Source organism: Streptomyces sp. NPDC107454 (genome assembly GCF_055582885.1).
Genome location: NZ_JBVJPA010000003.1, coordinates 467704 through 488860, shown reverse-complemented (window position 1 = coordinate 488860; position 21157 = coordinate 467704). Strand labels below are relative to the sequence as shown.

Sequence of the window (21157 nt, the reverse complement as noted above, 5' to 3'; positions counted from 1 at the left end):
CGACAACCGTGCGGGGGCGAGCGGCGGTCTGGAAGTGTGTGTGGTGGCGATGGCTGACTCCGGCGCGTGGTCGATGCCTCGCGGTCCCCTTCGCGGGGGCCCCGAGGACGTGCACGGTCGAGTCCAGCCGCCGGACGATTGATGGGCAGCCCCGTCGCGGGGCACCTATCAATGCAGGTGGGGAGCGGTGCCGACGGATCGGGCCGCCGCGGACGGGGGGAGTCACCGGTGGGACGCCGAGAGAAGCCGCTGGATCCGGCGCAGGGCGCGGTGGCGCGGTTCGCCTTCGAGCTGCGGAGGCTCCGCGACGAGGCGGGCGCCCCGACCTACCGCGCGATGGCCCGCCGGGCGGGCTACTCGGGGCCCACACTGTCCGCCGCGGCGGCGGGCGGGAAACTGCCCACACTGCCGGTGCTTTTGGCCTACGTCAGCGCGTGCGGAGGGGACACCTCCGGGTGGGAGCGGCGCTGGCGCGCGGCGCTCGCGGACGAGGCGGGCACGCCCGCACCGGACGACGCCGAGGGCCCGTACCCGGGACTCGCCCGCTTCGAGCCCGCCGACCGGGACCGCTTCCACGGCCGCGACGACCTGATCGCGGAACTGCTGCGACTCGTCGGCCGCAGGCGGGTGTCGGCCGTCGTCGGCGCCTCGGGCAGCGGCAAGTCGTCCCTCTTACGGGCGGGGCTGATACCGGCGCTGCGCACCTCGGCCGACACGAGGGAAACGGAGCCGGCCGCCGCGGTGCGGACGCGCGTGTCGCTCCCCGGGCAACGCAGCGGCACCATGGCCGAGTTCGGGACCAGGGCCACCGAGCCCGCTCCGCCCGCCGTCCCCGCCCCGCTGTCCGCCACTCACCCTTCGGCCCCGGCCGCCATCCGCATCCTCACCCCCGGCGCCCACCCGGCCCGCACCCACGGCGCGCTGTTCGTCCCGCACGACGCGCCCGGCGACACCCTGCTCGTCATCGACCAGTTCGAGGAGCTCTTCGCGCTCTGCGCCGACCCAGGTGAACGGGCCCTGTTCATCGAGCGGTTGCTCACGGCGCTGGACCCGGACAGCGGACTGCGCGTGATCATCGGGGTCCGCGCCGACTTCTACGGACGGTGTGCCGAACACGGCCCGCTCGCCGAGGCGCTGCGGGACTCCACCCTGCTCGTCGGGCCGATGACCCCGCAGCGGCTGCGCGAGGCGGTCGTCCGGCCGGCCGTCGCGCGACGGGTCGTCGTCGAACGCGCCCTCACCGCACGCGTCGTGGCGGACGTGGCCGACGAGCCGGGCGGTCTGCCCCTGATGGCCCACGCGCTGCGCGAGATCTGGCGGCGCCGCAGCGCCCGAACCCTCTCCCTGGCCGCGTACGAGGCGATCGGCGGCGTCCAGGGCGCCGTCGCGCACACCGCGGAAGAGATGTACGCGCGCTGTACCCCCGTCGAGGCGGCGGCGGTACGGGCGCTGCTGCTGCGGCTCGTGAACCCCGGTGACGGGGCCGAGGACACCCGGCGGCCCGTCGTTCGCGAGGAGCTGGGGGATTCCGGCACCACGGCGCGGGTGCTCGAACAGCTGGTGAAGGCACGCCTGTTGACGGTGGACGGCGACACCGTGGACCTCGCGCACGAGGCCCTGATCAGCGCCTGGCCCCGGCTGCGCGGCTGGGTGGACGAGGACCGCGAACGGCTGCGGCTGCACCGCAGGCTCACCGAGGCGGCCCGTACCTGGCAGCAGCTGGACCGGGACGCCGGAGCCCTCTACCGGGGGGTGCGACTGACGGCGGCGCGCGAGGAATTCGGCTCCGAACGGGGCGAGTTGAGCCGACTGGAGCGGGACTTCCTGTCCGCGAGCGTGACGGCGTACGAGTCGGGTCGTCGTGCCGCCGCCCGCGCGGCCCGCCGTCTGCGGAGTCTGACCGTGTCCCTCGCCGTGCTGCTTTGTCTCGCCGTCGTCGCGGGTGCGAGCGCCTGGCGGCAGAGCGGGGTCAGCGCACGGCAGCGGGACGAGGCGCAGGCCCGGCGGGTCGCCGCCTTCGCGGACACGCTCCGGACGACGGATCCGCGCACGGCGATGCGCCTCGCGCTCGCGGCCTGGCGCACCGCGGACCTGCCCGAGACCCGTGAGGCGGTCCGGACGGCCGCCGCCCAGAGCGACCAGGCCGCCTTCACCGAGCCCGCGCGGCTCGGCGCCCCCGACGCGCCGCACTGGCTCGGCGCGGACGGCCGGATTCTGACAACGGTGGTACGGGACAAGGCGGTTCAGTGGGACGTACGCCGTCAGCGGCGCCTGCGCGAGGTCGCGCTGCCCGGTCTCTCGGAGGGGATCATCGATGTCAGCGCCGACGCCCGCTGGATCGCGTACCGCGGCCGCGACGGCGCGACGGTCAGGAACCTCACGAACGGGGAGAGCCACCGCGTCGCGCCGGGATCCTGGACCGACACGGGCGGGGCGTTCGGGCCGGGCGGACGCACCTTCGTCGTACGGCGCGAGGGGCGGGGGACCGGAGACGAGCGGGCCACGGTCGAGGTGTGGGACGTACGACGGGAGCGGGTCCTCTTCCGATATCCAGGAGGCGACGGGGACGGACCGCTGCCGGTTCTGAGCCCGAACGACCGCTTTCTCGCCTGGTGCACCCACGACGGTGAACAACTGCGCGTCTGGGACGTCGTCGAGCGGCGCCGGGTCGCGACCGAGCCGCCCGCGCGGACCCAGCGGCTCCTGTGCCGCTCGGACGAGCCGGTCTTCACCCCCGACAACCGCGCGCTGGCCGCCGGAACCGCCGACGGCGTCGTCACCTGGGACTTCCACGCCGACCGGGAACGTCCCCTGCTGCCGATGCCCGGGGAGGGCGTCAACTCGGTGGAGTTCGACCCCACGGGTGCCTATGTCCTTACCTGGGGTTCGGCCGGCCTCGCCCTGTGGCGTACGGACAGCCCGGCCCCGGCGGACGGCGGGCCGCGCCGACCGCTCATCACGTTCCCCGTCGAGACCCCCGCCGTCACCGACATCCGGCTCGACCCGCGCGAGGGCGTGGTGCGCTACCGCGAAGGTTCCCAGGCGGGAGTCGTACGCACCCTCTCGCTGCACGGGCTCATCGGCCCGGCGTGGCGGAAGAAGGCGCGGACCGACGCCGCGTTCGACGCCGACGGGCAGCCGGCCGACCCCGCCGTGCGGCCCGCGGTGCGTGCCGTCGCCGCGGACGGCACGGTGCACACCGCCGTTAGCACCCGCGACGGGATCCTCGTCACCCGTCAGGGCGCGCACCCCGTCTCCCACGTCGTCGGACGAAGGAGCGAAGGCCCCGCCGCGATCGACCCGGCGGGGCGTACGGTCGTGACCGCCGAGGGAGTCCTGATCGATGTCGCGACGGGCGGGCGCAGACAGGGACTCCAGGGCGAGGATCTCCTGCCGACCGCGGTCTTCAGCCCGGACGGACGCTACTTGGCCGCCGCCGACACCCAAGGGCGCCTCACCCTGTGGGACGCGGGCGGACAGCACCGGATCGCCGTCCTGGCAGCCGCCGACTCCACCGTCGAGCGGCCCGCCCTGGCCTTCTCGGCCGACGGCTCGCTGCTGGCCGCGAGCCGGGCCGACGGCTCGGTCCGCGTGTGGGAGACTGCATCCCCGCGACTGGAGGGGGCGAGTCTGCCCACCGGTGACGGGCCAGTTCTCGCGATCGGATTCACCAAGGACGCAACGGAGTTGCGCATCGCGACAGCTCATCTTCCCCTGCGCTCGGCGCAGTTGACGCCAACCCGTGCGGCGGGCGATGTCTGCGCCCGGACGGGGGGCGGGGCGACCCGGGCCGAGTGGCGCCGATATCTGCCCGACGTGTCCTACCGGCGGACGTGTTGAGGGAGGCCGGCGGTGCCGGCCTTGACTTCGAGAGCGCTTCAAGTGATGTACTCCCGTTCGTTGTCGCACACATACGGGGGTATCCATGACCGACTCACCTGTCGCGCTCATCACCGGGGGCGGTAGCGGCATCGGCGCCGCGGTCGCGCGGCGACTGCTCGACGCCGGCCACCGGGTCACGGTCACCGGCCGCGGCGCGGAGCGGCTACGTGCCTTCGCCGAGGAACTCGGGCGTCCACCGGGCCTGTTGACGGTCGTCGGGAACGCGGCCGAGTACGACCAGGTGCGCGCCGCGGTCGAGCTGACGCTCAAGGAGTTCGGACGCCTCGACACCGTTGTGGCCAACGCGGGCTTCGCCACGCACGACACCGTCGCCGAGGGTGACCCGGCGGGCTGGTCCGAGATGGTGCTGACCAATGTGCTGGGTCCCGCGCTGCTGATCAGGGCCTCCATCGACGCCCTGAAGGAGACGCAGGGCCGGATCGTGCTGGTCGGGAGTGTGGCGGGCCATGTCCACGGCCCCGGCAACATCTACGGGGCCACCAAGTGGGCCGTCACCGGGCTCGCGGAGAACGCCCGCCGCGAGGTGACCGAGTTCGGTGTCGGCGTGACCCTGATCTCGCCGGGCCGGGTGGAGACCCCGTTCTGGGACAGCTACGGGAGTCTGCCACCCGGTCATCTGCTGACGGCGGACCAGCTCGCCGAGTCGATCGTCTGGGCGATCGGACAGCCTTCGGGCGTCGATGTGAACACCGTGGTGGTACGTCCGATCGGCCAGCCCAACTGACGTCGGACCCGCGGGCGCCTCGGTTGTAGCGGCAACCTTGATTGTCGCGGAGGCCTCAGTCGTTGCGGAGGCCTCAGTTGTTCTGCAGGAACTGCTTCGCCAACGAGTCCCCGAGCGACACCGCTGCACTGTGACTCTCGATCGGCGACACCTGGGAGTTCTTGAACAGGATGTACGTCACGCCGGAGTCGGCCCCGCCCGTGGCAGGGTCGGGGTCGATGCCGAGGGCCTTCGCCGTGGCGTACGACGCCTCACCGATGATCTTCGTGGGCCCGGTGTCGCCGACCACCGCGTACTCGACCTTGTTGTTGTAGATCACGGCGACGACACCGCCGCCCTTGATGCCGTAGCTCGTGTACTTCCAGATGCTGCTGGTGCTGGGCACGACGACATACGGCAGTGACTCGGCGCGCAGCGGCTTCCCGTTGGACTGGTGGAACGCCGTGTCGTCCTGGAACCAGGGGTCGGCGTCACCGTTGCACTTGGCGGTGACCTGACCGTCGCAGTCGATGTCCATGTCGGCCTTCCAGAACACCGCGCCGTTCTTGCCGCACACGGGGACGGTGGCCGAGGTCTCGTCGTCGGTCTTGTACTTGCCACTCGATATCTGCGAACAGGATGTCACCTTGGCGAGCAGGTCGGCCGCGCTGACCGAACCCTCCTGGGCGGAACGGGGGGTGACGGAGCCCGACGCGCTGGCCGGGAGTGCCGCGGTGGCGAGGAGCGCGGCGCCGGCGACGGCCGCGAGGGTCAGTGTTCGAGAGCGCACTGTGGGGGACCCTTCTGTTAGGAAAGTTTCCTTACCGGGTTGCCGTACAAGGTGGCCCTCTTGCATGAGCGCGTCAAGTCCTCCGGCCGAGTTGGTCCGGTCCAAGGGTGGAAACCGCCGCAGAGGGGTGGAGAAGCGCGTCGGCGCGTGCGGGGGAAAACGCCGCCGGCCCGGACACGCGGTGCGCGTCCGGGCCGGCGGCGGGATCAGGGCAGCTCAGCCCATGGGGGCCGGGCTCAGCCCATGTCGAACGTCGCCGGGTCGGGACCCAGGCGACGGTCCTCGTTCAGCGCGCTGATCGCCGCGATGTCCTCGGTGTCGAGCGAGAACTCGAAGACGTCGATGTTCTCCTTGATCCGGGAGGGGGTCACGGACTTGGGGATCACGACGTTGCCCAGCTGGATGTGCCAGCGCAGCACGATCTGGGCCGGAGTGCGGTTGTGCTTCTGGGCGATGGCGACGATCGCGGGGACCTCCAGCAGGCCCTTGCCCGAGCCGAGCGGGGACCAGGCCTCGGTGGCGATGCCCTGCTGCGCGTGGTACTCGCGGGCCGCGTGCTGCTGGAGGTGCGGGTGCAGCTCGATCTGGTTGACGGCCGGGATGACGGACGTCGCCTCGATCAGCTGCTCCAGGTACTCCGGGTAGAAGTTGGAGACACCGATGGCCTTGATCCGGCCGTCCGTGTAGAGCTTCTCGAAGGCCTTGTACGTGTCGATGTACTTGCCCCGGGTCGGCAGCGGCCAGTGGATCAGATACAGGTCGAGGTAGTCCAGGCCGAGCTTCTCCAGGGAGGCGTCGAACGCGCGGAGCGTCGAGTCGTACCCCTGGTCGCTGTTCCACAGCTTGGTGGTGACGAAGAGTTCCTCGCGGGGGATGCCGGAGGTGGCGATGGCCTTGCCCGTACCCTCCTCGTTGCCGTAGATCGCCGCGGTGTCGATGCTGCGGTATCCGGACTCCAGCGCCGTGGCGACGGCCTGCTCCGCCTCGTCGTCCGGGACCTGCCAGACACCGAAGCCCAGCTGCGGCATCTCGACGCCGTTGTTCAGGATGATCGGGGGGACCTTGCTCACGAGCTTTTGATCCTTAAGTCGTCGGGTGGTACTCCCATGGTCAACGATCACCGGTCGTTATGCATTCCTGACCGGCGGATTCGCTGTGGATTCCTGGTGAGGGTCGGAGATTGGCCGGAAATGGATCCGACCTTATCGGTCCGGACCATTGACCGAGTTCCGTCATCCGACCACTCTGTAGGGCGTCACCGAACGGGTTCATGAACCCGGTGCACGCATGTGAACACCAGCGCCTGTCTGGGCTCTACACCCCCCACCCATCAGGAAAGCAGGTACGCGCACATGAACATGAGCGCCCTCGAAGGCCGTCGCGCGGAGCACGCCATTCGGGAAACATCGGAGGAAAGGGTCTGGGAGACCCCCGGGTATCTGGTCGTCGAGACCGCCCTCGAGGTCACCGCGTACGCCCTTGGCGACCGCCTGGGCCCGGTGGCCGAACGGGCCACCGCCGGGCCGCACCTGGCACGTACGGCCTAGCCCCACGGTTGTCGAACCATGACCGCGACACCGGCGCGCGACGACGGTGCCGCGGCCCCTTGGGGAACCGCCGAGTTCACCGAGCGGCTGCGCGCCGTCGCCGAGGACCGCTACCACGACCGTCATCCCTTCAACATCCGCATGCACCAAGGCGAGTTGACCCAGGCCGAGCTGCGGCGCTGGATCATCAACCGCTTCCACTACCAACGCCACATCCCCGTCAAGGACGCCCTGATCCTGGCCAAGTTCGACGATCCCGCACTGCGGCGGGTGTGGGTCCGCAGGATCCAGGACCACGACGGCACGGCCGTCGGGCGGGGCGGCATCGAACGCTGGCTGCGGCTGGGCGAGGCCGCCGGCCTCGAACGGCCGGCGCTGTGGAACACCGCCCGGGTGCTGCCCGGCGTCCGGCTCGCGGTCGAGGGCTACGTCAATTTCTGCCGCCTGCGCCCCGCGCTCGACGCGGTCGCCGCCTCCCTCACGGAGCTGTCCGCACCGGGGCTGATGCGCACGCGGATCGCCGCGTTCGAGCGGTACTACCCCTGGATCGAGGCAGAGGGGCTCGCGTATTTCCGTACCCGCATCGGGCAGGGCGGCCGTGACAGCGAGGAGGCGCTCGCCCTGGTCCAGGGCTGGGCCCGCACCCGTGAGCAGCAGGAACGGGCCGTCGCGGCGCTGACGTTCAAGTGCGAGGTGCTGTGGGCGCTCCTGGACGCGGTGGACCGAGCGAGCGACTCGGCGCCGACGGGCGCGTTGGACGGGAGGTCGGGGGATGCCTTGTCTGTCGTGTCCGGGGGTGCGCCGGGGGATGCTTTGTCTGTCGTGTCCGGGGGTGCGCCGGGAGATGCCTCGCTCTTCGTGTCCGGGGGTGCGCCGGGAGATGCCTCGCTCTTCGTGACCGGGGGTGCGCCGGGGGATGCCGCGGGCCTCGGACCTGAACGTGTACCGGGGGGTGCGTTGCCCTCGGTGTCCGAGGGCGCGCCTAGAGGTGCTTCATCCCTTGTGTGTGAGCATGTGCCGGGGGACGCGTTGCCCTTGGTGTCCGAGGTTGTGTCGGGGGATGCGTTGCCCCTGGTGTCCGAGCGTGTACCGGGGGATCCCTTGCCCTTGGTGGCCGAGGGCGCGCCGGGGGATGCCTCACCCCTCGTGTCCGAGTCGGCGTCAGGGGATGTCTCGGCCGGAGGCGCCTCCGCGAGTCTGGCGGATCCGGTGGCGACTTCGCATGCGTGCGGGCCCGCGCAGGGGTGCCCCCGCGCCGCGCGGAACCTAGCCGGCGGCGACCTGGCTTCCGGGGCTTCGGGCGCGACGGCGCAGGCGCGGACCTCGGGCGCGTCGATGCCGACCAAGGTCCCGGCCCGCCACCCCGGTGCGCCCGCGCAGACGGACCCCCCGGTGGTGCCCGGCCCCGCAGGAGGCCCGCCGTGACCTGGCGTCCCGTTCTCGCCCGTTCCGTGATGCTCCGTCATGACCACGTCCGCGACACCGACCTGCTGCTCATGCCCGAACGCGTCGTCGTCCTGCGTGGCCACGCAGGGAGTGTCGTCCGGCTCTGCGACGGCAGGCGCGAGGTGCCCGAGATCGTCGCCGCGCTCGCCGCACGCTTTCCCGGCGCGCCGGTCGCCGACGAAGTGCCCCGATTCCTCTCGGCGTTGCACGAGAAGGGCTGGCTGCGATGACCGCGACCGTCGATCCCCCCTGGGCCCTGCTGGCCGAACTCACCCACGGCTGCCCGCTGCGCTGCGCGTATTGCTCCAACCCCGTCGAACTGATCAGTCGGTCAAGAGAGCTGACCGCCGGACAATGGACCGACGTCTTTCGTCAAGCCGCTGACCTGGGCGTTGTCCAGACCCACCTGTCCGGCGGCGAACCCCTCCTCAGGCGCGATCTCACCCGGATCGTCGCCGCCGCCGACACCGCGGGCCTCTACACCCAGCTCGTCACCAGCGGAGTGGGCCTGCACGAGCGAAGGCTCGCGGAGCTGCTGGACGCGGGACTGCGCAGCGTCCAGCTCTCCGTACAGCACCCCGATGCCCAGGCCGCCGAACTCATCGCGGGAGCTCGCGCGTTCACCGCCAAGGAGCGCGCCGCACGGCTGGTGCGGGCGACAGGGCTGCCACTCGGTCTGAACGTCGTGCTGCACCGGGCCAACATCGACGCCGTCGACGACCTGATCACGCTCGCCCTCGCCTGGGGCGCCGACCGGATCGAGCTCGCCCACACGCAGTACTACGGCTGGGCCGCCCGCAACCGCGCCGCCCTGCTGCCGACCCGGGACCAGGTCGAACAGGCTCGCGTCACCGTGCGCCGCCGACGCGAACAACTCACCGGCTCCCTGGAGTTGGTCTGGGTCGCCCCGGACCTGCTCGACGCCACCGCGAAACCCTGTATGGGCGGCTGGGGCGCCGTTTCCCTCACCGTCGCCCCGGACGGCACCGCGCTCCCGTGCCCCTCCGCCGCGACACTCCCCGCACTCGACGCGCCGAACGTGCGTGCACACCGGCTCGACTGGATCTGGCGCGAGTCGAAGGCCTTCAACGCCTACCGGGGCGAGGCCTGGATGCCGGACCCCTGCCGCGGCTGCGCCCTGCGCACGACCGACTTCGGCGGCTGCCGCTGCCAGGCGTACGCGCTCACCGGCGACGCCTCCCGCACCGACCCGGCCTGCCGCCACGCACCCGACCACCACCTCGTCCGCGCGCTCGTCGACGAGGCCCCGCTCAGGAACTCCGCCTACGCCTACCGAGAGGGAGGAACATGAGACGACGACTGCGGGCAGCGCTGATGGCGGGCGTGCTCACCACCGCCGGCCTGACCACGGTGGCCGCCACCGCACCCCCGGCACCTCTACCCCAAGCGCCTGCGGGAAGGCCCGCCGCCGCACAGGACTGGTCCGTCGCCCTGATCGACTCGACCATGGCCCGCTACACCCCGAGCACGATCGGCGGCTGGTCGTACCCGGTCGGGCTGTACCTCTACGGCCAGTACCTCACGTACCAGCGCACGCACGACGCCCGCTATCTCACCTACATCAAGAGCTATGTCGACCGCTTCGTGTCGAGCGACGGTTCGATCGGCCAGAGCTTCAGCAGTCTCGACAGCATGCAGGCGGGCCGGCTGCTGACGATCCTGCACCACGAGACGGGCCAGGACCGCTACCGCAAGGCGGCCCTGAAGATCCGGAACCGGCTGAACACCTACCCGCGGACCTCCGACGGAGGCTTCTGGCACGCCGACACCAGCAGCCGGGCCCACCAGCTCTGGTCGGACGGCGTCTACATGGTGAACCCGTTCCTCGTCGAGTACGGCAAGGAGTTCGGGGACGCGACCTACGCGAACGACGAGGCCGCCAAGCAGCTCTACGTCTACGGCAACCACCTCCAGGTGGCGAACGGCCTGTTGAAGCACGCCTACGACGAGTCGAGGACGGCGGGCTGGGCCGACCCGGCGACCGGCCTCGCCCCGGAGCACTGGTGCCGGGCGGTCGGCTGGTACGCGATGGCGATCGTCAACGTGCTCGACGCGATCCCGGTCAACCACTCCAGGCGGCCCCAACTCGTGGGAATTTTCAGGAGGTTGGCCGCCGGTCTTGAGAAGTACCAGGACCCGGCCACCGGCCGCTGGTTCCAGGTGATCGACAAGGGCGCCCGCAGCGACAACTGGACCGAGACGTCCTGCTCCAGCATGTTCACCTACGCCCTCTCCCGCGGCGCTCAGCAGGGATACCTCGACCCGCACTACGCGACCGTCGCGCAACGCGGCTACCAGGGCGTCCTCGCCAGGATGTCGGTCGGCTCCGACGGCCGCACCAACCTCACCGACATCTCCATCGGCACCAATGTCGGCGACTACGCGTACTACATCGCCCGCGACCGGGCCACGAACGACTTCCACGGCCTCGGCGCCTTTCTGATCATGAACGAACAGCTCACAGCCCACCCACTCAGGACGAGGTGAGTCAGCCATGAGCACCACCAGAAGGACCCTGCTCGGCGCGGCGCTCGGCGGCGCCGCCGGAGCCGCGGTCGGCATCCCGGCGACGGCCACCGCCGCCCACGCCGCCTCCTGGCAGCTGAAGTGGTCCCCCTCGGCGAGCGGCGACAAGCTCGGCGCCTTCGAGACGATCGAGGACGACCGCGCGGACTCGCATCCCGCCGGAGCGCCGCACATCTTCGCCACCGGCGACAACTGGCGCTTCAACATGCACACCGTCGACCGGGACACCTCCACCGACCGTCAGCGCCAGGAGGTCACCGGGCTGCGTACGAGCGGCAGCAGTTATCTCAAGTGGACCGCCGGGCAGACCTGGCGGCTCACGTACTCGATGTACATCCCGAGCTCGCTGAAGGCGACCACGACCTTCACACACATCATGCAGATGAAGCAGCCGGGCACCGGCACCTCGCCGATCGTCGTGCAGTCGCTGCGCCGGGTGAACGGCGTGCAGACCATCGAGCTGAAGCTCGCCATCGACGACATCCTCATCGGCCGTACGGACCTCGATCCGCTGCACGACAAGTGGACGGACGTCGACTTCCAGATCAAGGTCGGTGACGGCACGTCGGGCTCGGTCCGCTGGATCCTCAAGAGCGGCTCGACCACGATCATCGACAAGTCCAGGACGGGCGTCGACACCTTCCTCGCCGACCGGGTGCGCCCCAAGTGGGGCATCTACCGGTCCCTCGGCGACACCTCCGGGTCTCTGCAGGACTGCTACCTGCTGCTGACCAACCTGCGCGGCTACCAACTGGTATGAGGAGCCGTTCCATGAAACCACCCATGAGAAAGCGGAGTTGGGCGGCGAGCGTCTTCCTCGCCTTCGCCGTCGTACTCGGTCTGACCCACCCCGAGGCCCTCGCGGCCCCCCGGACCGCCACCCCACCCACGTCCACCACGGCACCCACGTCCACCACCGCACCCCACGCCGCCGTCTTCGACGTCCACGACTACGGAGCCAAGGGCGACGGCTCCGCCAACGACAGCCCCGCCATCAACAAGGCCATCACCGCCGCCAACGCGGCCGGCGGTGGCACCGTCCGCTTCCCCGCCGGCCAGTACAAGTCCAAGAACACCATCCACATGAAGAGCGAGGTCACTCTTCAAGTGGACAAGGGCGCCACGCTCCAGGGCTCCAGCGCGGACACCTACGACCCGCCCGAGGCCAACCCCAACGACGCCTACCAGGACTACGGGCACAGCCACTTCCACAACGCGATGATCTACGGCGACAAGTTGAAGAACATCGGCTTCGTGGGCGAGGGCGCCATCGACGGCCTCGGCAACCTCATCACCGGCAACCCCAAGTCCGGTGAGGCCGACAAGATCCTCTCGCTGACCCGCTGCGACGGCCTGCGTCTCGGCGACGGCCTCACCCTGCGTCGCGGCGGCCACTTCGCGGCCCTCATCAACGGCTGTACGAACGTCACCTCGGACCACCTGACCATCGACACCGCGAGCGACCGCGACGGCTGGAACATCATCAGCACGACCAACGTCACGGTCACGAACGCCACCATCAGGGCCAACGACGACGCCCTCGTCTTCAAGAGCGACTACGCGCTCGGCGCCAAGCTCCCCAACGGCCATGTGCGGGTGAGCGATTCGTATCTGTCGGCGGTGTGCTGCAACGCCCTGATGTTCGGGTCCGAGACCTGCGGAGACTTCTCCGACTACCAGTTCGCCAAGATACGCATCGAGGGCTCCGACAAGTCCGGTCTCGGCATGGTCTCCATGGACGGCGCGAAGATCTCCGACGTCCACTACCGGGACATCACCATGACCGGTGTCCGCTCGCCGATCATGCAGAAGATCGGTACCCGAAAGCGCTGCGGCAACAGTCCCGGCGTCGGCTCGATCAGCGATGTCACGTACGACAACATCACGGCGACCGGGGTGAGTCCGTCCTTCAGCCCGACGCTGTGGGGCGAGAGCGGGCACCGGATCAACGGGGTCACCTTCACCAACGTCGACATCACCGTCCCCGGCGGCAACGGCACCATGTCCACCGCCGTGCCGAGCAACGACCCGGGCGACTACAACCCGAAGGCCATCGGCACCCGGCCCGCCTACGGCTGGTACGTCCACAACGCCGACAACGTCAGCTTCACGGACAGCTCGGTGAAGTACGCGGCCGACGACGGACGCCCGGCCGTCATCGCGAACGCCGCGAACGGGATCAGGTTCACCCGGTTCACGGCCCAGCGGGGGAGCAGCTCGCCCCACGACATGGGCTTCCAGAACGTCACCGGCTACTGCCTGACGGACAGTCACAACACCTCGGGCGGCGCGCTGCGGGTTTCCGCAAGCGGCTCCAGTGAGAACTGCGGTACGCCGGCCAAGAGCACGGCGACGGCGGCCACCGCCGTGCAGCGCCCGCACACAGGTGTGAAACCGCTTGACCTCGAAAACCCCCGCCAGGCCTTTCTGCGCGGCTCCGTCGGCGGACTCTTCCTGCACTGGGGCGAACGCACCGCCCCGGCCCACACCAGCTGCACCGCCTGGGAGAACGATGTCACCAACGGCGGCTGGACTCCCGACTACTGGGTGAACGAGGCCCAGAAACTGCACACCCAGTACCTCGTCCTCGCCACCTTCCACAGCCGCCTCGGCTACGCCCGCCCCTGGCCCTCGAAGATCCCGGGCAGCTGCTCCACCAAGCGGGACTTCCTCGGCGAACTCATCACCGCCGCCAAGGCCAAGGGCCTCAAGGTCATCCTCTACATGACCGACGACCCCCAGTGGCACGACGAGGGCGGCCACGAGTGGCTCGACTCGGCCGCGTACTCCGCCTACAAGGGCACCGACGTCGACCTCACCACCCGCGACGGCTTCGGCCGCTTCAGCTACGACAACTTCTTCGAGGTCATGGACCGCTATCCGGACCTCGGCGGCTTCTGGATCGACAACGACAACGCGTACTGGGAGAGCCACGACCTCTACGCGCAGATCCAGCAGAAGCGCCCGAACTACACGCTCAGCAACAACAACGAAGACACGCCGATCATGGACATGATCAGCAATGAGCAGAAGACGGGCATGACCCCGTCCTACGACTACCCCCAGGCCGTCTACACGGCCCAACCCCGTCTCGCCGAAGCGGACTTCAAGCTGCCGTCGAGCGGGGCGTGGTGGTACGACGGCTCCAACCCCTCCGTCGACAAGATGCTCACCCTCGGCCGGCTGATCACCAACGCGGGCTCCTCCGTGAAGGCGCTGATGGCCGAGACCGCGCAGGTCAACGGCAAGTTCCCGACGAACCAGGAGGCCTTCAACAACTTCGCCAACTCCTATCTCGGCCCCATCTGGCAGTCATTGCACGGCACCGAGGGCGGCGGCTACATGTACGGCGGCCTCAAGCCCGGCTTCTGGAACGACGGGGCCCACGGTGTCACCACGGTCAGCAAGACCGACCCCGACCTCCAGTACATCCACGTACTGACCCCGCCCAGCACCAGCACCCTGCGCATCCGCGACAACGGATACCGCATCGCCTCCGTGACCAACCTCCGTACGGGAGCGGCTGTTTCGTGGTCCCAGTCGGGCGGCGTGCTCACCCTGAACGGCCTGGCGAACTGGGACCCCTACGACACCGTCTTCAAGGTCACCACGGCCGGCCGCCAGGGCATCGCGTCCGGCGTCACGATGTCCGCGAGCGCCTCGGCGAGCGGTCACGGCGCGGCGGCAGCGGGCGACGGCAACTACCTCTCCTACTGGGACAGCAACAAGACGCTGCCCGTCAACCTCACCTTCGACCTGGGCAGCGCGAAGAAGGTCCAGTACATCGGCCTCAACCAGCGCGAGGACTCCGTCGCCTACGCGCGCTCCGACACCGAGCAGTCCGCACGCATCAAGGACTACAAGGTGTTCCTCAGCAACGACGGGACCACCTGGGGCAGCGCGGTCAAGACCGGTCAGCTCGCCAGTCGGCGGGGCATCCAGGGGATCGACCTGACCGCCGCGAACGCCCGATACGTACGCCTCGAAGTCGACACCACCTGGGCCGCGTCCACCGACACCACCCGCTACAAGCGGCTGCGGATCGACGAGGCCTGGATCGGCACGTCGTACGCCACCCCGGCGGCCACCGTCACCACGTACTCGGACAACGGCCAGGCCCTGCGCCCCGCCATGGGCTGGAGCAGCTGGAGTTTCGTGCGCCGATGGCCGACCGAGGCGAAGATCAAGGCCCAGGCCGACGCGCTCGTCGCGAGCGGGCTCAAGAACCACGGCTTCGTGTACGTCAACCTCGACGACTTCTGGCAGAAGTGCGACGGAGACGGGTTCACCGTCGACTCCTACGGACGCTGGAGCGTCGACACCGCCAAATTCCCCGGCGGGATCAAGGCGTTGGCCGACTACATCCACTCCAAAGGGCTGAAGTTCGGCTTCTACGTGACGCCGGGCATCGCCAAGAACGCCGTCACCAGGAACACACCGATCGAGGGGACCTCGTACCACGCGGCCGACATCGCGGACACCTCGAAGACCGAGAAGAACTACAACTGCAAGAACATGTACTACATCGACTACGGGAAGCCGGGCGCCCAGGAGTTCGTGAACTCGTGGGCCAAGCAGTTCGCCTCCTGGGGAGTCGACTACCTGAAGATCGACGGGGTGGGCAGCGCGGACATCCCCGACGTCCAGGCCTGGGACAAGGCGCTGCGCGCCACGGGCCGGCCCATCACCTTCGCCCTCTCCAACAACCTGCCCATCGCGGGCGCCTCCACCTGGAAGTCCCTGGCGAACAGCTGGCGCACCCAGGGCGATGTCGAGTGCTACTGCGGCTCGGGCGACAACGGCAGCGGCTATCCGCTGACCGACTGGTCCCACGTCTCCGCCCGCTTCACCTCGGCCGCCAACTGGCAGCAGTACGCCGGCCCCGGCGGCTGGAACGACCTGGACTCCCTGGAGATCGGCAACGGTGACCAGGCGGGCCTGACCGCCGACCAGCGCCGCTCGCACTTCACCCTGTGGGCGATGGCGGGCGCGCCCCTGCTCCTCGGCACGGACCTGACCAACCTCGACTCCGTCGACAAGCCGATGCTGACCAACGACCGCCTCATCGGTGTCGACCAGGACGGCGTCGCCGCGAAGCGGATCGTGAGCAGCGGCGTCAAGCAGGTCTGGAGCAAGAAGGAGAGCGACGGCCAGTACGTCGTAGCCCTCTTCAACACCGGCACGTCCGGCAACTCCACGGTCGGTGTGAACTGGTCGCAGGTCGGCTTCACCGGCTCCGGCGACGTCACGGACCTGTGGTCGGGCTCCCACAAGGGCACGATCGCCGACTCCTACAGCGCCACCCTGCGCCCCGGGGAGACGCGCCTGATCCGGGTGAAGCCGGTGAGCACCGCCCTGAAGACCGCCGCGGCCTCACCCGGCATGGCGGTGGCGCCCTACGAGTACCTCGGCTGGGGCAGCCCGCAGAACCCGACGGCGGTCATGTCGGCGACCGGGGTGAAGTGGTTCACGCTCGCCTTCGTCCTCTCCGACGGCTCCTGCAACCCGAAGTGGGACGGTTCGCGCCCGCTGACCGGCGGCAACGACCAGTCGAAGATCAACGCGATCCGCGCGGCCGGCGGTGACGTCGTGGTCTCTATCGGCGGCTGGAGCGGCGCCAAGCTCGGCGAGAAGTGCTCCAGCGCCTCGGCGCTCGCGGGCGCCTACCAGAAGGTCGTCAACGCCTACGGCCTCAAGGTCATCGACATCGACATCGAGAACACCGAGTGGAGCAACGCCACGGTCCGGCAACGGGTGATCGACGCGCTGAAGATCGTGAAGGCCGGCAACCCCGGGCTCAAGACGATCATCACCTTCGGCACGACGACGAGCGGCCCGGACTCCACCGGCGTCGACATGATCAAGCGTGGCGCCGCCTCGGGCCTCGCGAACGACATCTGGTGCATCATGCCGTTCGACTTCGGGGGTGCCGCCACGAACATGGGCACGCTCACCACCCAGGCCATGGAGGGCCTCAAGGCACGGGTCAAGTCGGCCTATGGATACAGCGACGCGACGGCGTACGCGCACATCGGCCTGTCGTCCATGAACGGCAAGACCGACGACTCCGGCGAACGGGTCCGCGTCGCCGACTTCAAGACCATGCTCGCCTACGCCCAGCAGCACCACATCGGGCGCCTCACCTACTGGTCAGTGAACCGCGACCGGGCCTGCGGCTCGGGCTCCGACGGTGACTCCTGCAGCGGCGTGTCGCAGCAGCCGTACGACTACCTCAAGGTCTTCGCCCAGTACACGGGCTGAGGGGACGACATCATGAAACTCAGCAGAGCGCTGCCCTGGTGCCTCTCGCTCGCCCTGGCCGTGCCGCTCGTCGCACTGACCGGCACGGCGGCGCAGGCGGCCACCGACTACCAGGCCGAGGACGCCACGATCTCGCAGGGCGCCGTCGCCACCAACCACACCGGCTACACGGGCACCGGCTTCGTCGACTACACCAACATCACCGGCTCGTACGTGGAGTTCACGGTGAGCGCGGCCACGGCGGGCACCTCCTCGCTGGCCCTGCGCTACGCCAACGGCACGAGCGTCGACCGCCCGATGGACCTCTCCGTCAACGGCACGGTCGTCGCCTCCGGGGTCTCCTTCCCGGCCACCACCGACTGGAACACCTGGGCGACGAAGAGTGTGAACGTCCAGCTCAACGCGGGTTCCAACAAGATCCGCGCGACCGCCACCACGGCGAACGGCGGCCCCAACCTCGACCGCGTCAGCGTCGGTGCCGCCGCCGACACCCAGGCACCCTCGCGGCCGGGCCAGCCGAGTTGCCCGGCCATCGGCGAGGACGCCCTCACCCTCTCCTGGGGCGCTTCCACGGACAACGTCGGCGTGGCCGCGTACGACCTCTACGAGCATGGCAACAAGCTCGTCGAGGCGGCCGGTGACGTGACCTCCAAGGTGCTCACGGGCCTGAGTCCGAACACCACCTACAACCTCACCGTCATCGCCCGCGACGCCGCCGGCAACGCCTCCCAGGCCAGCCCGGTCGTCGACTGCACGACCCGGCCCAGCTCCGACACCACCCCACCCACCCAGCCCGGCACCCTCACCTCCTCGAACGTCACGGCCACCAGCGCCGACCTGAGCTGGGGCGCCTCGACCGACGACAAGGCGGTCGTCGGCTACGACGTGCGCAGCGACACGACGGTCTACAAGAGCGTCACCGGTACGTCGACCACACTCACCGGGCTCGCCTGCAACAGCCCGTACACGCTGAACGTGGTGGCGCGCGACGCGGCCGGCAACGTGTCGCCGCAGAGCAACACGGTCACCTTCACGACCAAGGCCTGTGCCACCGACGGCGGGGTCCCCTCGTCCATCGGGACCGTCTCCAGTGGCTGGACGATCCCCTGGGGCACGTACTGGATGCCGGACGGACAGACGGCGCTGGTCACCGAGCGGGACGACTTCCGGGTCTGGAAGGTCACCAAGGACGGCACGAGGACCCAGGTCGGAACCGTGCCGAACGCCGTCACCACGAACGGCGAGGGCGGCCTGCTGGGCGTGGCCGTCGACCCGAAGTGGGCCACCAACCACTACGTGTACTTCATGCACACGGCCTCGGAGGGCAACCGCGTCGTCCGCATGACCTACGACGGCAGCTCCCTCACCAACTACACGATCCTCCTCCAGGGCATCAAGAAGAACCGCTACCACAACGGCGGACGCCTCGCCTTCGGCCCCGACGGCTATCTGTACGTCTCCACCGGCGAGGCCCAGACGCCCGAACTGGCCCAGGACAAGACGTCGTTGAACGGCAAGATCCTGCGGATGACGACGGACGGCAAGGCCGCGCCCGGCAACCCGTTCGGCAATTACGTCTACAGCTACGGGCACCGCAACCCCCAGGGCCTCGCCTTCGACCGCAACGGCCGCCTGTGGGAAGCGGAGTTCGGCAACAGCTCCAAGGACGAACTCAACCTCATCAAACCGGGCGCCAACTACGGCTGGCCGACCTGCGAGGGCAGTTGCAGCGTCTCCGGGATGACCAACCCGAAGGCGACCTGGAACGTCTCCGAGGCATCACCCAGCGGCATCGCGATCGTCCGTAACGTCGTCTACATGGCGTCCCTGCGCGGCGAACGGCTGTGGCGCATCCCCATCACCGGCGACACGGAGAACGTCGGCACACCGACGGCGTACTACGTCGGCACCTACGGCCGCCTGCGCACGGTCACCAAGGTGCCCGGCGCCGATCAGCTCTGGCTCTCCACCACCAACTGCGACAACAACGGAGGGGCGGCGGACGGCTCGGACAAGATCTTCAAGGTGAGCATCAACTAGCCGGACCGAGGCGTTGCGGCGGGCTCATGCCCGGTACAACGCCTCCACCTCCGTCGCGTACGCGTTCTCGATCGCCTTCCGCTTCAACTTCAGGGAAGGCGTCAGCAACCCGTGCTCCTCGGTGAACTGGTTCGCCAGTATCCGGAACGTACGGATCGACTCGGCCTGTGAGACCAGGGTGTTCGCGGCGACCACCGCCCGCCGCACCTCGGTCTCCAGGTCCGGGTCGCGCACCAGGTCGGACGGGGACAGCCGCGTCTTGCCCCGCATCTGGAGCCAGTGTTCGACGGCCTCGGCGTCGAGGGTGACGAGTGCCGCGATGTAGGGCCGGTCGTTGCCGACCACGATGCACTGGGCGACCAGCGGATGGTCGCGCACGCGCTCCTCCAGGACACCCGGTGAGACGCTCTTGCCGCCGGAGGTCACCAGGATCTCCTTCTTGCGCCCGGTGATGGTGAGAAAGCCGTCCTCGTCGAGGGTGCCGAGGTCGCCGGTGGCGAGCCAGCCGTCGTGCAGTGCGGCGTCGGTGGCCTTGGGGTCGTTCAGATAGCCCTTGAAGATGTTGTCGCCGTGCAGCCAGATCTCGCCGTCGTCCGCGATGTGCACGGTCGTGCCCGGAATGGCCTGGCCGACCGTCCCGTACCGGGTCCGCTCGGGCGGGGTGACGACCGCGGCGGCGGTGGTCTCGGTGAGCCCGTATCCCTCGTAGATCTGGATGCCCGCGCCGGCGAAGAACAGCCCGAGCCGACGGTCCATCGCGGAGCCGCCCGACACCGCGTGTCTGACCCGGCCGCCCAGGGCGGCGCGCATCTTGGTGTAGACGACCTTGTCGAAGAACTGGTGCTGCATCCGCAGGCTCGCCGACGGCCCGGCGCCGATCCCCCACGCCTTCGCCTCGATCGCGTCCGCGTAGCGGACCGCGACCTCCACGGCCTTCTCGAAGGGTCCGGACTTTCCGTCCTTCTCGGCCTTGCGGCGGGCCGCGTTGAAGACCTTCTCGAAGATGTACGGCACCGCGAGGATGAACGTGGGCTGGAACGCGGCCAGGTCGGGCAGCAGCACGGCGGCGTGCATCTGCGGCTGATGGCCCAGCTTGACCTTCCCGAGGACTCCCGCGACCTGGACCATCCGCCCGAAGACATGCGCGAGCGGCAGGAACAGCAGGGTGGATGCCGCGTTGTCGCGCTTGGAGGTGAAGATCGGTTCCATGAGCCCGATGACCGTGCTCGCCTCGGCCATGAAGTTGGCGTGCGAGATGACGCAGCCCTTGGGGCGGCCCGTGGTGCCCGAGGTGTAGATGATCGTCGCGATCGACTCGGGGGTGACAGCGCGCCGGTGCCGGTGCACGACCTCGTCGTCGATGCCCGCGCCCGCCTCGTAGAGCTCCTGCACCGCGCCCGAGTCCAGTTGCCAGAGCTTGTGCAGCTGGGGCAGCCGGTCGATCACCGTGGCGATGGTCATCGCGTGGTCCTCGTGCTCGACCACCGCGGCCGACACCTGCGCGTCGTGCAGCATCCAGAAGACCTGCTCGGCCGAGGACGTCGAGTACATGGGGACGACATGGGCGCCGATCGTCCACAACGCGTAGTCGAAGAGTGTCCATTCGTAGCGGGTACGGGACATGATCGCGACCCGGTCGCCGAATCGGATTCCCTGGGCGAGCAGTCCCTTGGCCAGTGCGAGGACCTCGTCACGGAACTCGGCGGCCGTCACATCGCGCCACTGTTCGTTCTCGTCCTTGCGGCCGAACGCGGCCCGCAGCGGGTCCTCCTGGGCATGGTCGAAGACGACGTCGGCCAGGCCGCCCACCGGCGGCGCCGACGCCAACGGAGGGTTGGTGAACTCGCGCAATCCCGCTCCTAGTGGCGCTCCGCACAGCGCCGTGAAAGCTACCCCACCGCGCCGTCGGGCGGGAGGGGT

Annotated in this window: 11 protein-coding genes and 2 pseudogenes; 10 read left to right on the top strand and 3 right to left on the bottom strand. The window is 69.6% G+C overall.

Features of this window, described 5'->3' with window-relative positions:
• Positions 1-228 precede the first annotated feature (228 nt).
• Both ACZ69M_RS09740 and ACZ69M_RS09735 read left to right on the top strand, forming a co-directional pair.
• Positions 229-3840 (top strand): nSTAND1 domain-containing NTPase, encoded by a 3612-nt coding sequence (locus ACZ69M_RS09740; RefSeq protein ID WP_470048247.1) that lies wholly within the window; start codon positions 229-231, stop codon positions 3838-3840.
• Between the two features lie 85 nt (positions 3841-3925).
• Entirely contained in the window at positions 3926-4627 is a 702-nt protein-coding gene (locus tag ACZ69M_RS09735) for an SDR family oxidoreductase (RefSeq protein WP_470048245.1), read from the top strand.
• A 73-nt stretch (positions 4628-4700) separates the two neighbouring features.
• Here ACZ69M_RS09735 and ACZ69M_RS09730 read toward each other — a convergent pair whose 3' ends face one another.
• Positions 4701-5396 (bottom strand): glycoside hydrolase family 75 protein, encoded by a 696-nt coding sequence (locus tag ACZ69M_RS09730; RefSeq protein ID WP_470048243.1) that lies wholly within the window; start codon positions 5394-5396, stop codon positions 4701-4703.
• Between the two features lie 236 nt (positions 5397-5632).
• Positions 5633-6424 carry an aldo/keto reductase gene (locus tag ACZ69M_RS09725; protein ID WP_470048395.1) on the bottom strand — a complete coding sequence of 264 codons (792 nt, stop codon included), beginning with the start codon at positions 6422-6424 and terminating at the stop codon, positions 5633-5635.
• 366 nt (positions 6425-6790) lie between these two features.
• Here ACZ69M_RS09725 and pqqA point away from each other — a divergent pair.
• The 8 genes and pseudogenes from pqqA to ACZ69M_RS09685 form a co-directional block, all read left to right on the top strand.
• Positions 6791-6886 (top strand): annotated as a pseudogene (gene pqqA, locus ACZ69M_RS09720) (pyrroloquinoline quinone precursor peptide PqqA); the annotation flags it as partial.
• A gap of 75 nt (positions 6887-6961) precedes the next feature.
• Positions 6962-7672, top strand: a pseudogene (gene pqqC / locus ACZ69M_RS09715) (pyrroloquinoline-quinone synthase PqqC); the annotation flags it as partial.
• Between the two features lie 692 nt (positions 7673-8364).
• Complete coding sequence (gene pqqD, locus ACZ69M_RS09710) at positions 8365-8619, top strand: pyrroloquinoline quinone biosynthesis peptide chaperone PqqD (protein ID WP_470048241.1); 255 nt, start codon at positions 8365-8367, stop codon at positions 8617-8619.
• A complete protein-coding gene (pqqE, locus tag ACZ69M_RS09705) occupies positions 8616-9701 on the top strand; it encodes a pyrroloquinoline quinone biosynthesis protein PqqE (protein WP_470048239.1) in 1086 nt (361 codons plus the stop codon). Before pqqD ends, pqqE begins: the two co-directional genes overlap by 4 nt.
• Entirely contained in the window at positions 9698-10897 is a 1200-nt protein-coding gene (locus tag ACZ69M_RS09700; RefSeq protein WP_470048237.1) for a glycoside hydrolase family 88/105 protein, read from the top strand. The genes pqqE and ACZ69M_RS09700 overlap by 4 nt, the downstream gene beginning before the upstream one ends.
• A gap of 7 nt (positions 10898-10904) precedes the next feature.
• A complete protein-coding gene (locus tag ACZ69M_RS09695; protein WP_470048235.1) occupies positions 10905-11696 on the top strand; it encodes a Tat pathway signal sequence domain protein in 792 nt (263 codons plus the stop codon).
• An 11-nt stretch (positions 11697-11707) separates the two neighbouring features.
• Positions 11708-17197: a glycosyl hydrolase family 28 protein gene (locus ACZ69M_RS09690; protein ID WP_470048233.1), complete on the top strand. Its 5490-nt coding sequence runs from the start codon at positions 11708-11710 to the stop codon at positions 17195-17197.
• 12 nt (positions 17198-17209) lie between these two features.
• Positions 17210-19237, top strand: a complete 2028-nt coding sequence (locus ACZ69M_RS09685) for a PQQ-dependent sugar dehydrogenase (protein ID WP_470048231.1) — start codon at positions 17210-17212, stop codon at positions 19235-19237.
• Between the two features lie 24 nt (positions 19238-19261).
• On the opposite strand, the gene ACZ69M_RS09680 is transcribed toward ACZ69M_RS09685, so the two are convergent.
• On the bottom strand, positions 19262-21088 hold the full coding sequence (locus ACZ69M_RS09680; RefSeq protein WP_470048229.1) for an AMP-dependent synthetase/ligase: 1827 nt from the start codon (positions 21086-21088) through the stop codon (positions 19262-19264).
• Positions 21089-21157: the final 69 nt, after the last annotated feature.

What these genes read in the sequence shown, in the direction of transcription:
- ACZ69M_RS09735 (WP_470048245.1), top strand. Translation starts at nt 3,926, where the DNA reads ATGACCGACTCACCTGTCGCGCTCATCACCGGGGGCGGTAGCGGCATC.
- ACZ69M_RS09725 (WP_470048395.1), bottom strand. Translation starts at nt 6,424, where the DNA reads ATGCCGCAGCTGGGCTTCGGTGTCTGGCAGGTCCCGGACGACGAGGCG.
- pqqE (WP_470048239.1), top strand. Translation starts at nt 8,616, where the DNA reads ATGACCGCGACCGTCGATCCCCCCTGGGCCCTGCTGGCCGAACTCACC.
- ACZ69M_RS09700 (WP_470048237.1), top strand. Translation starts at nt 9,698, where the DNA reads ATGAGACGACGACTGCGGGCAGCGCTGATGGCGGGCGTGCTCACCACC.
- ACZ69M_RS09695 (WP_470048235.1), top strand. Translation starts at nt 10,905, where the DNA reads ATGAGCACCACCAGAAGGACCCTGCTCGGCGCGGCGCTCGGCGGCGCC.
- ACZ69M_RS09690 (WP_470048233.1), top strand. Translation starts at nt 11,708, where the DNA reads ATGAAACCACCCATGAGAAAGCGGAGTTGGGCGGCGAGCGTCTTCCTC.
- ACZ69M_RS09685 (WP_470048231.1), top strand. Translation starts at nt 17,210, where the DNA reads ATGAAACTCAGCAGAGCGCTGCCCTGGTGCCTCTCGCTCGCCCTGGCC.